General features: G+C 76.5%; 13 protein-coding genes. 9 read left to right on the forward strand and 4 right to left on the reverse strand.

Annotated features, from left to right (window positions below; translation table 11 throughout):
• Together AWW66_RS28975 and AWW66_RS28980 are read right to left on the reverse strand one after the other, a co-directional pair.
• A partial coding sequence (locus AWW66_RS28975) for a hypothetical protein (RefSeq protein ID WP_067372985.1) occupies window positions 1–602 on the reverse strand: 602 nt, incomplete at its 3' end.
• 87 nt (window positions 603–689) lie between these two features.
• Entirely contained in the window at window positions 690–1,139 is a 450-nt protein-coding gene (locus AWW66_RS28980; RefSeq protein ID WP_067372988.1) for an SAV_6107 family HEPN domain-containing protein, read from the reverse strand.
• Window positions 1,140–1,942: 803 nt separating this feature from the next.
• On the opposite strand from AWW66_RS28980, the gene AWW66_RS28985 reads away from it, so the two are divergent.
• The 8 genes from AWW66_RS28985 to AWW66_RS29020 all read left to right on the forward strand — a co-directional run bounded on the left by AWW66_RS28985 (window position 1,943) and on the right by AWW66_RS29020 (window position 8,732).
• Window positions 1,943–2,947 (forward strand): trypsin-like serine peptidase, encoded by a 1,005-nt coding sequence (locus AWW66_RS28985; RefSeq protein ID WP_245648532.1) that lies wholly within the window; start codon window positions 1,943–1,945, stop codon window positions 2,945–2,947.
• 132 nt (window positions 2,948–3,079) lie between these two features.
• Window positions 3,080–3,319, forward strand: coding sequence for a hypothetical protein (locus AWW66_RS28990; protein WP_157528093.1), 240 nt, complete (start codon window positions 3,080–3,082; stop codon window positions 3,317–3,319).
• Window positions 3,320–3,434: 115 nt separating this feature from the next.
• The gene (locus tag AWW66_RS28995; RefSeq protein ID WP_067372997.1) at window positions 3,435–3,923 is read left to right on the forward strand and encodes a YbaK/EbsC family protein; all 489 of its coding nucleotides are present in this window, start codon (window positions 3,435–3,437) and stop codon (window positions 3,921–3,923) included.
• Window positions 3,920–4,657 (forward strand): monooxygenase, encoded by a 738-nt coding sequence (locus tag AWW66_RS29000; RefSeq protein ID WP_067373000.1) that lies wholly within the window; start codon window positions 3,920–3,922, stop codon window positions 4,655–4,657. The genes AWW66_RS28995 and AWW66_RS29000 overlap by 4 nt, the downstream gene beginning before the upstream one ends.
• Window positions 4,654–5,265, forward strand: a complete 612-nt coding sequence (locus tag AWW66_RS29005) for a GNAT family N-acetyltransferase (protein WP_067373003.1) — start codon at window positions 4,654–4,656, stop codon at window positions 5,263–5,265. Before AWW66_RS29000 ends, AWW66_RS29005 begins: the two co-directional genes overlap by 4 nt.
• Window positions 5,265–6,092, forward strand: coding sequence for a carotenoid biosynthesis protein (locus tag AWW66_RS29010; RefSeq protein WP_067373018.1), 828 nt, complete (start codon window positions 5,265–5,267; stop codon window positions 6,090–6,092). Before AWW66_RS29005 ends, AWW66_RS29010 begins: the two co-directional genes overlap by 1 nt.
• Window positions 6,093–6,105: 13 nt before the next feature.
• Window positions 6,106–7,233 carry a glycosyltransferase family 2 protein gene (locus AWW66_RS29015; protein ID WP_067373006.1) on the forward strand — a complete coding sequence of 376 codons (1,128 nt, stop codon included), beginning with the start codon at window positions 6,106–6,108 and terminating at the stop codon, window positions 7,231–7,233.
• A gap of 11 nt (window positions 7,234–7,244) precedes the next feature.
• Window positions 7,245–8,732 carry a phytoene desaturase family protein gene (locus AWW66_RS29020; protein ID WP_067373009.1) on the forward strand — a complete coding sequence of 496 codons (1,488 nt, stop codon included), beginning with the start codon at window positions 7,245–7,247 and terminating at the stop codon, window positions 8,730–8,732.
• 76 nt (window positions 8,733–8,808) lie between these two features.
• Here AWW66_RS29020 and AWW66_RS29025 read toward each other — a convergent pair whose 3' ends face one another.
• Window positions 8,809–9,516, reverse strand: a complete 708-nt coding sequence (locus tag AWW66_RS29025) for a CDP-alcohol phosphatidyltransferase family protein (protein WP_067373012.1) — start codon at window positions 9,514–9,516, stop codon at window positions 8,809–8,811.
• Window positions 9,517–9,561: 45 nt separating this feature from the next.
• Window positions 9,562–10,473: a methylenetetrahydrofolate reductase [NAD(P)H] gene (gene metF, locus AWW66_RS29030; protein WP_067373015.1), complete on the reverse strand. Its 912-nt coding sequence runs from the start codon at window positions 10,471–10,473 to the stop codon at window positions 9,562–9,564.
• A 286-nt stretch (window positions 10,474–10,759) separates the two neighbouring features.
• Here metF and AWW66_RS29035 point away from each other — a divergent pair.
• Window positions 10,760–11,635 (forward strand): helix-turn-helix domain-containing protein (locus tag AWW66_RS29035; protein WP_169807192.1); only part of this gene is annotated, 876 nt, incomplete at its 3' end.

Here is an 11,635-nt window from a genome sequence, read left to right on the forward strand (position 1 = left end):
GCGGCGCCCCGCCCCCGGGCGGACACCGTCACCTCCCGGCGGCGCAGCCGGCCCCGCCCCGGCCCGAGCCCCTCCCAGACGCCCCGGACCACCCGCAGGGTGACGTCCGCGCCGTCCCACCGCCCGTACGGCACGAACACGCTGCCCCGCTGCCGGGCGCGGGCGGCCAGCCGGTCGGCGACCGAGGGGGCCACCGCGCCCGGCACCGCCGCGACCACCACGTCCACCCCGTCGATCAGCGCGGCGATCACGGTCGCCCACTCCGGCCCCGGGTCCGGCACCAGGGCCAGCCGGTCGAGGGCGATGCCGACCTCGGCCGCCGCGCCGGCGCCGAAGGTCGGCACCCCGACCACGGCGCACCACGAGCCGGCCCGGGACGCCTCGGCGAGCAGGGCCAGCACCAGCGAGGTACCGCCGTGGTGTCGGGGCCGACCGGCGGCGACCGCGACCGTGCTGCCCCGCCGCAACCCTCGGCTGGGCAGCAACCCGGTCAGCTCGGGAGCCACCGGCAGGACCCGGTGTCCCCCCGCCGGGTCCGGCGCGCTCGCCGGACGGACCAGACCGGCGAGCGCGGTCGAGCCGACCACCATCCGGCCCGCCATCGGACCTACCCCCCGTCGTTGCTGCCGAGCGTCGTGTACTGCTGAGTGCCGGGTCGATCCGCCGTGGTCGCCGGGCGGCGCGGTGACTCAGGCGGCGAGGCCGTCGAAGGCCGGCTGGTGGGCCAGCCCGAGCGCCCCCTCCACCACCGTCACGAACTGCTCGGCCGCCCGCAGCAGGTCGTCCGCCTCCCGGGTGCTGACCACCCGGGGGATGCCGGCCTCGGCAGCGGCCCGCTTGCCGGCGGCGGCGGCGAAGAACCGGGCCCACTCGTCGAACTCCGGCGCGACGCCGGAGAGCAGCACCCAGACGCTGGTGATCCGGCCCCGGCGGGTGGGAGCGGGGCGGGCACGGGCGGCGAGCACCGCCGCGGCGGCCCGCAACGCGGCCAGGTGGGCCGCCGCGTAGCGGAGCCCGTCGGGACGGGTCTGGGCAGCCTCGGTCAGCCCGCGTCGGGCCACCGCGAGCAGTTGGGTCGGAGTGCGGTGCGGCAGCGCGTGCGCCGGCACCGTCGGTGCCTGAGCCGGACTGGTCGGCATGGAACGTCTCCTCCACGTGGCCGAGGCAGTCGCCCGGGCCGGCGGATCGGGATCCACCGGCGGGCGACCGGGTCGAGTGGCGCGGAGGAAGACGCGCCGTGGTGGCGGCCGGCCGGGTGTGGACGCTTCCCCACACCACACCCGGCCGGCGTAACCGGCGGGGTCACCGCCCGCCGCCCGGGGGTCGTGGGCGGCGGGCGGTGCTCCTGCCTGACGGGGACCGGACTCGCGACTGCCCGGCACCCGGCGCGGCCCGCGGAACCGCGCCTGCCGGGAGCCGGTGCCGCGAAACACCGCTCCCGGACGTCGGAACGGGTGTGCGACACGTCGGGTCAAGCTGCAGGCTTCGACCCTTAATCGAACACTCGTTCTAACACTGCTGACAGTACACCTTCCCGCCGACAAAAACGCAACGTGTGGCCGCCCCGACGCCATCCGGCCCCACCACGCGCCGACCCACCCGGGACGAGGGCACCGACCGGCCGGGGCATGGACGACGACACCGGCCAGCCGGCCGTGGGCGACGTCCCCCGCCGCCGGGCCACGGGCCACCGCCTCGCCGCCCGACCCGGTACCCGGTCGACGGCTCCCCGAACCGGAGAACCCGTCGCCGCCCGACCCTCGGGACGACGGGATGAGCGGTACGACATTCCCGTTCTCCACAATTTCTGATTACCCAATTCCGGTCAGGTGTACGACAGCCGGCAAATCGCGACAACCGTTGACACCGATAATCGTCCGCTGCTTCGCTGTCGACGTCGCGCGACACACGACACCACCATTCCCAGCAGCCCGGAGGAAACGTGCAGCACATTCCTATTCGCAGCGCCGGCAGACGGTTGCTGATCCTTTCCGCGCTCGTCGCGCCCATGCTGTTCGCCACCGGCCCGGCCACCGCCGGCGCGACCACCACCAGCGCTGGCGCGACGGCCGGCGTCGACGGCACCACCCGGGTCACCCGGACCGCCGCCACCACCGGTGAACCGAGCCGGTACTGGACGCCGGAGCGCCTGGCCGCGGCGACCCCGTTGGACGAGACCGTGGCGCCGACCAAGGGGGACCTGTCCCCGCTGCCCCGGCCGGCACCGGTGGTCCGGCACGCCACCGGGGTGGCCGCGCCGGCGGAGGCGGCCCGGCGGGCGGTGCAGCTCAACGAGTCGATCACGGTGGGGAAGATCTTCTTCACCAACTCCACCACCGGCGAGGGCAACTACTGCTCGGCGAGCGTGGTCAACAGCGCCGCCCGGAACATGGTGTTCACCGCCGCGCACTGCCTGCACGACGGCCCCGGCCGTACCTGGCACACCGCGAACTGGCTGTTCGTCCCCTCCTACCGCAACGGGGCGCAGCCCTACGGCACCTGGACCTGGTCCACGCTGGCCGTCCCGACCGGCTGGATCACCACCCGGGAGCGGCAGTACGACGTCGGCGTGGCGCTGGTGTACGGCAGCCGGTCGGTGGTGGACGCGGTCGGCGCCAACGGGCTGCTCACCGGCGGTGGCCGGGCGTACCGGTACGACATCTTCGGCTACCCGAGCAACCGGGACGGCGGCGAGGTGCAGTGGTCCTGCTCCGGCACCTCCTCCGACGCCGGGAGCAACCGGATCGAGATGGGCTGCCCGTGGGGCGGCGGGTCCAGTGGCGGCCCCTGGTACTACCGCTACGACAACACCACGAGAATCGGTGACGTGCACGGGGTGACCAGTTACACCAATGACCGCGACAATCCTTCGTACATCGGTTCGCCGTACTTCTCGGATGCCGTGGTCGGCACGTTGTACCGCGCGTACGCGAACCGCACCTGGTGATCCGCAAGCGCGAATTCCCTTCATGGGTCGGTGGTCCCGGACAGGCCGGGACCACCGATTCCGGTTCGGCGGCCCGGTGGACGGCCGGCGTGCCAGAATGACGGGGAACCCGTTTCTCCGAGGAGGTGTCCGATGTCCGGTCGAGCCATGGTCCTCACCGGTGTCGCCGTCCTCGCGCTGCTCGGCGGCGCGGCCGGGGTGGCCGGCCTGCTGCGGGCCGGCGGCGACGGGCCGGGCGGCGGCGGCCCGCCCGCCGGGATCAGCGAGACGAGCCGCTCGGTGGACCTCCCCGGTGACACCGGGGACTACTGGACCCCGGAGCGGATGCGCGACGCCCGGCCGGCCCCGATGCCCGAGGGCCGGGAGCCCTGACCACCCCCGTCCCGCGTGCGGCGCGGGGGCGGCCCGGACGGCCCCGGCGGGCGGGCCCGAGCGGGGCAGCGCAGCCGGCTGAGGCCGCTGACCGGGGCCGGGGAAGAATGACGGCATGCAACCACACCCGAACGTCCGGGCGGTGCAACAGGCCCTCGACGCCGCGCAGGCGTGCGACGCCGCCGGCACCCCCACCGCCGTCCGGCTGCTGCCCGACGCGGTGCACACCGCGGCGGCTGCCGCCGAGGCGCTCGGCGTCGAGGTCGGCGCCATCGCCAACTCGCTGATCTTCGACGCCGACGGGACGCCGGTGCTGGTGCTCACCTCCGGAGCGCACCGGGTGGACACCACCGGCCTGGCGGCAACCATCGGGGTCACCCGGCTGCGCCGGGCCACCCCCGAGTTCGTCCGGACGCACACCGGGCAGCCGATCGGCGGGGTCGCCCCGCTCGGTCACCCGCACCCGCTGCGGACCCTGGTCGACACCGCGCTCGGCGGGCACAAGGAGATCTGGGCGGCCGGCGGGGTGCCCCGCGCGGTCTTCCCGACCACCTACCCGGAGCTGCTGCGGTTCACCGGCGGGACCGCCGTCGAGGTGGCGTGAACAGTCCGGCCGACCTGGTCACCCTGCACGTGTGGCGGGTCTCCCGGGGCGCGCTGCCCCGGGCGCTGCTGCGGATGGCGCGCGACCCGCGCCGGCTGCGGGCCACCGACGGCGTCCGGTTCGGCAAGCTCCTCGGCACCGGGACCGGGACCGGCTTCGGGCCCGGCGACGCCGACCCGACCCGGTGGGCGGCGCTGACCGTCTGGGCCGACCCGGCCGCCGCCGCCCGCTTCGACACCTCGCCGGTCGGCCGGGCCTGGGCCCGGATCGCCACCTCGACCGTCCGGGTCGACCTGCGCCCGCTCGCCAGCCGGGGCGAGTGGTCCGGCCGACGCCCGTTCGGCGACCCGGCCGGCGGGCGGGTGACCGGGCCGGTGCTGGCCCTGACCCGGGCCCGGCTGCGGCCGACGCGGGCGGCCACCTTCTGGCGGGCGGTCCCCCCGGTGGCCGCCGCCCTGCACGCCGCGCCGGGGCTGCTCGCCCGGTTCGGGGTGGGCGAGGCCCCGGTGGGGTGGCAGGGCACGGTCACCGTGTGGCGCGAACCGGCGGACCTGGTCGGGTTCGCGTACCGTCACCCCGAGCACCGCGCCGCGATCACGCGGACGGCCAGCGAACGCTGGTACGCCGAGGAGCTCTTCGCGCGGTTCGCGGTCCGCGACGTGGTGGGTGACCGGACGGTACTGGGCTGGGTCGCGGACGACGACCCGGGCACGACGAAGGGCGGGCAGGCGTGAGGTTGGTGCGGTGGACCCCGGACGATCTCGTCCGGCGGTTGGACGACGTGGTCGCCGTCTACGGGGAGGCGATGAACTACCGCGCCGAACTGCTGGAGGCCCGGCGCGGCTACATCGCCACCCACGTGCGCCGGCCCGGCTTCCGCGCGGTCGCCAGCCTCACCCGCGAGGGGCACCTGGCCGGCTTCGGCTACGGCTACCAGGGCTCGGTCGGCCAGTGGTGGCACGACCAGGTGCACCGGGCGCTGGACCCGACGGCCCGGCAGCGCTGGCTCACCGACTGTTTCGAGGTGGTGGAGCTGCACGTCCGGCCGGCGGCGCAGGGGCACGGGGTCGGGGCGCGGCAGCTACGCGCGCTGCTCACCATGGCCCCCGGCGGCACCACCCTGCTCTCCACCCCGGAGGCCGACGAGCAGCGGTCGCGGGCCTGGCGGCTGTACCGCCGGTTCGGCTTCGTCGACGTGCTGCGCCACTTCCGCTTCCCCGGTGACGAACGCCCGTTCGGGGTGCTCGGCCGGGACCTGCCGCTGCCCGCCGCCGACTCCCCCGCCCCGGCCGACGCCCCCGGATCCGCCGCCGGGCGGTCCCGCCCGGACGCCACACCGTGATCCGGCGGTACCTGCCCTGGCTGCTGCTCGGCGCGCTGGTGCTGGCCCAGGTCTGCTACCCGCTGACCGGGGGCGCCACCCGGGCCCGGCTGACCGTGGCCACCGTGCTCCTGGGGTACCTGCTCTCCGTCGGTCACGCCCTGCTCACCCGGGGGCCCCGGACGGCGGCGGCGCTGGTGGCGGTGGCCACCGGGGGTGGGTTCGCCATCGAGGCGCTGGGCGTGGCGACCGGCTTCCCGTTCGGCACCTACGACTACTCCGGCCAGCTCGGGCCGAAGCTCGCCGGGGTACCGCTGATCATCCCGCTGGCCTGGACCTGGATGGCCTGGCCGGCGTGGCTCGCCGCGGTCCGGCTCACCGGGGGCGGCAGCACCGACGGGCCGGGCCGGCTGCGGCGGATCGCGCTGGCCACCGTCGGCCTGGCCGCCTGGGACCTCTTCCTCGACCCGCAGATGGTCGCCGAGGGGTACTGGCGCTGGCCGGACCCGGACCCGGCGCTGCCCGGCCTGCCCGGCATCCCGGTCAGCAACTACCTGGGCTGGCTGCTCTTCGCCGTGCTGATGATGACCGCGCTGCGCCCGCTGGCCGGGCCGACCGTCGACCGCACCGGGCCGGCCGACGCCCCGATGTACGCGCTCTACCTGTGGACGTACGCCTCCAGCGTGCTGGCCCACGCGGTCTTCCTCGCCCTGCCCGCCTCGGCGCTCTGGGGCGCGGCCGGCATGGCGGTGACCGCCGTACCGCTGGCGGTGACCCTGGGCCGGCGGCAGCGCGACCGGCGACGGCACCCCGACCGGCCGCGCGACCCGGTCGACGCCGCCGCGTGAGCGGGCCCGGCGGATGAGCCTCCTGCTCGCCCTGGTGCTCGGGGTGGCCGCGCTGACCGCGCACACCTGGGTCAACGCCACCCGCTGGCTACGCCGGCCCACCGACCGGCCGGCCCGGGTCACCGAGCCGGTCGCGGTGCTGCTGCCGCTGCGCGACGAGGCGACCCGGGTCACCGGCTGCCTGCGCGCGCTGCTGGCCCAGCGCGGCGTGCCCGACCTGCGGATCGTGGTGCTCGACGACGGCTCCACCGACGGGACCGCCGAGGTGGTCCGGGCGGTGGCCGGCGACGATCCCCGGGTCACCCTGCTGACCGGCCGCACCCCGCCGGCCGGCTGGCTGGGCAAGCCGCACGCCTGTCACCAGCTCGCCACGCGGGCCGACCCGGCCGCCACCGTCCTGGTCTTCGTCGACGCCGACGTGGTGCTCGCCCCGGACGCGGTGGCGGCGGCGGTCGGCGAGCTGCGCGCGGCGCGGGCGACGCTGCTGTCGCCGTACCCGAGGATCCTGGTGGGGTCGGTGGCCGACCGGCTGGTCCAGCCGCTGTTGCAGTGGTTGTGGCTGACCTTCCTGCCGTTGCGCGCGATGGAGGGCTCGCCGCGCCCGTCGCTGGCCGCCGCCGGGGGGCAGTTCCTGGTGCTGGACCGGGCCGGGTACGCCGCCGCCGGTGGGCACGCGGCGGTACGGGACCGGGTCCTGGAGGACATCGAGCTGGCCCGCGCGGTGAAGCGTTCCGGCGGCCGGATCGCCCTCGCCGACGGCTCCCGGCTGGCCGCCTGTCGGATGTACGACGACTGGCCACAGTTGCGCGACGGGTACAGCAAGTCCCTCTGGGCCACCTTCGGGCACCCCGGGGCGGCGGCGGTCGTGGTGGGCCTGCTGCTGGCGCTCTACACCGCTCCCCCGCTGGTGGCGGTGGGCGCGGCGCTGGCCGGTGCGCCCGTCGTGGCCGCGACCGCGCTGGCCGGGTACCTGCTCGGGGTGGCCGGCCGGGTGACCACCGCGCGGGCCACCGGCGGGCGGTGGTGGCCCGACGCGCTGGCGCACCCGGTGTCCGTCGTGGTCCTCGGCTGGCTGACCCTGCGGTCGTACCATCTGCGGAAGCGGCGGCGGCTGTCCTGGCGGGGCCGCCCGATCACCTAGGAGGGCGCGGCATGGCGCGGATCGTGGTCGTCGGCGCCGGGGTGGGTGGGCTGGCCACCGCCGCCCGGCTGGCCGCCACCGGGCACGAGGTCACCGTCTGCGAACAGGCCGAGACGGTCGGCGGCAAGCTCGGCCGGTACGTCCACGACACCCCGGCCGGCTCGTTCCACTTCGACACCGGGCCGAGCCTGCTCACCCTCCCGCAGGTCTTCCACGACCTGTTCGAGGCGACCGGGGCGAAACTCGACGAGTACCTGGACCTGGTGCCGGTGGACCCGATCGTCCGGCACGTCTTCGCCGACGGCGGGCCGACCCTGGACTCCTGCGCCGACCCGGAGGTCTTCACCGCCCGGGTCGGGGCGGCGTTCGGCGACCGGTCCGCCGCCGACTGGCAACGGCTGTGGCGACGCGCCGGGCGGGTCTGGGACGCCTCCTGGCGGGACGTCCTGCGCCGGCGGGTCGACTCCCCCCGCGACCTCGCCGCGCTGGCCTGGCGCCTCGGCGACCTGGCCGCGATCGCCCCCGGGCGGACCCTGCGCGGCCTGGGCCGGCGGCACCTGCGCGAGCCGGGCCTGCGGATGCTGCTGAACCGGTACGCCACCTACACCGGGGCCGACCCGCGCCGGGCCCCCGCCGCGCTGGTCGCCGTCCCCTACGCCGAACTGGCCTTCGGCGGCTGGTACCTGCGCGGTGGCCTGGGCGCCCTCGCCGACGCGCTGCTGTCGCGCTGCCTGGACCTCGGGGTGGTGGTGCAGACCGGCGCCACGGTCACCCGGATCGACACGGCCGGCGGCCGGGTGCACGGGGTACGCCTGGCCGGCGTGTCCGCACCGCTGCCGGCCGACGTGGTGGTGGCCAACGTCGACGCGCTCACCGTCTACCGGGACCTGCTGCCCGGCCCGCGCCGGCTGGCCGGGCTGGCCGACCGGAGCCTGGCCGGGTTCGTGCTGCTGCTCGGGGTACGCGGCGACTCCGGGCTGGCCCACCACACCGTCTTCTTCCCGACCGACTACGACGCCGAGTTCGACGCGGTCTTCGGCGACCCCGGGCGCGGGGTCCGGGCCCGCCCGGCCGTCGACCCGGCCGTCTTCGTCACCGTCGCCGACGACCCGACGGTCCGCCCCGACGGGCACGAGGCATGGTTCGTGCTGGTGAACGCCCCCCGCCACGGCACCGCCCCGGGGGCGGTGGACTGGCGTCGGCCGGGGCTGGCGCAGGCCTACGCCGACCGGATCCTCGACGTGCTCGCCGCGCGGGGCGTGGACGTCCGGGACCGGCTGCTGTTCCGCGAGATCCGCACCCCCGCCGACCTGGCCGCCACCACCGGCGCCCCGGGCGGGGCGATCTACGGCACCGCCGGTGGGCTGCTGCGCCCGGCCAACCGGGGCCCGGTGCACGGGCTCTGGCTGGTCGGCGGCTCCAGTCACCCCGGCGGCGGACTGCCGATGGTCACCCTCTCCGCGCAGATCGTCGCCGCCGAGGTCGGCGCTGCGGGGTAAGGAAGGGCCCCCTGTTAACGCATCCGGTAGAGAAGGGTTCCCCTCTCACCCCGACGCCGGTTCCGGAGGGCCGGTCTCATTCGGGGGCACCGGGGGCGGCGTCGGGCAGGAGGGTGCGGCGGACGGCGGAGAGCAGGTGCCCCAGCCCGAAGCCGGCCAGCAGCACCCAGACCGCGACGGCCATGGTGGCGGTGCCGGCCGCCAGGTCCGCCTGGACCAGCCCGGTCAGCCCGGCCACCAGCAGCCCCACCAGGGCCACGCAGACCCGGGTGGGCCGCTCCCCCACGGTCACCGCGCCGATCTCCCGCATCCCCGCCGAGACCGCCCGCGCCCGGACGTACTCGTGCAGCCAGGAGAGCGCGCCCCCGGCGACCACCAGCGGACCCGGCGCACCGAGCAGCCAGAACGCCAGCAGCCAGGCGATCTCGCCGAGCCGGTCGGCGACCGAGTCGTACACGTAGCCGAGCCGGCTGGTCCGGCGGGTCGCCACCGCCACCGCGCCGTCGACGCTGTCCGCCACCGAGGCGAGAAGCACGAACACCGCCGCCCAGAACGGCCCGTTGGGCGTCCGGCCGACGACCAGCGGTACGCAGAAACAGAGCAGCACCCCGGCGACGGTCACCGCGGTCGGGGTGACCCGGAGCCGGCCGAGCACGTACCCGAGGTGGTAGGCCAGGCGCAGCCAGGCGCGGACCACCGGCGCCGCCGCCCGGGGGTCGAAGCCGCCGTGCAGCCGCGCCCACGCGGTCGCGTACTCGTCCCAGTTCAGTTGCCTGCCCACCACTGATCAACTGTCTCAGCGCGGGTCAGGTGTCGCCCCGGCGACCCCTCACACCCGCGCGCCCACCCGCAGGTTCTGCCAGACCTCGCGGGTGGCGGTGGAGCGGTTGAGGGTGATGAAGTGGATGCCGGGCACACCCTCGTCCAGCAGTCGCCGGCACATCTCGCTGGCCTGCTCGATGCCGAGCCGGCGCACCGCCTCCGGATCGTCGCGGACCCGGTCGAACTGCTCGGCCAGGGCGGTCGGGAAGGGCGCACCGGAGAGCTGGACCGAGCGCTCGATGGTACGCATCTGGGTGACCGGCATCACGCCGGCCAGGATCGGGGTGTCGCAGCCGGCCGCCGCGACCCGGTCCCGCAGCCGCAGGTACTCGTCGGCGTCGAAGAACATCTGCGTGATCGCGAACTCGGCACCGGCCCGGCACTTGCGGACGAAGTGCTCGGTGTCGCTGTGCACGTCCGGCGAGCGGGGGTGCTTGTACGGGAAGGCGGCCACCCCGACGCTGAAGTCCCCCGCCTCGCGGACCACACGGACCAGGTCCTCGGCGTAACCGACCCCCTCGGGGTGGCGGACCCACTCGCCGGCCGGGTCGCCCGGCGGGTCGCCCCGGACCGCCAGCACGTTGCGGACCCCGACCCCGGCGAGTCGACCGATGACGTTGCGCAGCTCGGCGACGGAGTGGTTGACCGCGGTCAGGTGGGCCATCGGCAGCAGGGTGGTCTCGGTGGCGACCCGCTCGGTCACCGCGACCGTGGTGTCCCGGGTCGAGCCGCCCGCGCCGTAGGTGATCGACACGAACGACGGGCGCAGCGACTCCAGCTCGCGGATCGCCTGCCAGAGCAGGCGCTCACCCTCGGCCGTCTTGGGTGGGAAGAACTCGAACGAGAAGGTCTGGCCGGCACGGATCAGCTCCCCGATGGCCGGCTGCGGGGGAAGGACCGAGGGAAGACCGAGAGCCACCCCCTGACTCTAGCGGGCCACGCCGTGACGGCCACGCCCTTCCCACGCCGGGCACGGGCGAGGGAACGGGCCCGGCCGGCGGAGACGGCCCGGCCGGCGGAGACGGCCCGGCCGGCGGGGACGGCCCGGCCGGCGGGGAAACGTCGTACCGGGCCGGTATGAACGGAGGCGCGCGGGCGGGGCCGGGGGGCTCCGGGGGGTACGCGCGGGGGTCAGTCCCACCGGTGACGTCCCGGCCCGCACGGGCCCGGGTCGTCGCCGTGCCGACCCGCGCCCGGAGGATGCGATGATCCCGCCCCCACCACCCGGCCCGCCGCTGATCGGGCCGTCGATCGCCCGGCTCCGGCTCGCCCGGGGCTGGAGCCAGTCCCGGCTCGCCGCCGAACTCTGCGCCGCCGCCGGCGTGCCGACGCTGAGCCGCCACGAGGTGTCCCGCTGGGAGCGGCAGCTCCGGGTGCCGGGGGACTTCTGGCTCGGCTGGCTGGCGGTCGTCCTGGCGGCCCCGGGCGACCTGCTGCCCGACGCGGCGGCGTGGACCAGGCGGCTCGGCACCGGGCCGGCCGCCGCCGGTGGCGGCACCGGGGGGCGGTCCCGGTCGGCGCTGCTGGCCCTGGCCCAACGCTGGCTCGCCGACCCGCACGGGCCGGCGCTCGGCGCCGTCCCCACCTGGCTCGTGACCGGCGACCCCTACGCCGGACCGGGCGACGACCCCTACGCCGGAACGGACGGAGACCCCTACGCCGGAACGGGCGGCGACCGCACCACCGGAACGGACGGAGACCCCGCCCCCGGGATGCGCGACGATCCCGTCGCCGGGGTGGGCGGCGACCTCCCCGCCGGGATGCACGACGACCTCTGCGCCGGGGTGGGCGGCGACCGCGCGGCCAGCGACGCGGCGGCCCGGCTGGCCGGGCTCCGTCGCCTCGACGACCTGGCCGGCGGTGCCGACCTGACCGGGACCGGGCGGCGTGAGCTGCGGCGGATCGCGCGCGGCCTGGTGGGGGCCGGGCCGGCCGACCGCCGCCGGTTGATGCCGCTGCTCGCCGAGGCCGCACAGCTCTGCGGCTGGCTCGCCGCCGACGCTGGCGCGGGCGTCGAGGGTCTGGACGCGTACCGGCTCGGGTTGCGGGCCGCCGTGTCCGCCGGTGACCCGGCCTTCGCC

The sequence above is a fragment of the Micromonospora rosaria genome (assembly GCF_001567585.1).
Lineage (GTDB): Bacteria > Actinomycetota > Actinomycetes > Mycobacteriales > Micromonosporaceae > Micromonospora > Micromonospora rosaria.

Excerpts from the sequence above, each read along its gene's own strand:
- AWW66_RS28995 (WP_067372997.1), top strand. The coding sequence starts at position 3,435 with ATGCAACCACACCCGAACGTCCGGGCGGTGCAACAGGCCCTCGACGCC.
- AWW66_RS29015 (WP_067373006.1), top strand. The coding sequence starts at position 6,106 with ATGAGCCTCCTGCTCGCCCTGGTGCTCGGGGTGGCCGCGCTGACCGCG.
- AWW66_RS28980 (WP_067372988.1), bottom strand. The coding sequence starts at position 1,139 with ATGCCGACCAGTCCGGCTCAGGCACCGACGGTGCCGGCGCACGCGCTG.
- AWW66_RS28990 (WP_157528093.1), top strand. The coding sequence starts at position 3,080 with ATGTCCGGTCGAGCCATGGTCCTCACCGGTGTCGCCGTCCTCGCGCTG.
- AWW66_RS29020 (WP_067373009.1), top strand. The coding sequence starts at position 7,245 with ATGGCGCGGATCGTGGTCGTCGGCGCCGGGGTGGGTGGGCTGGCCACC.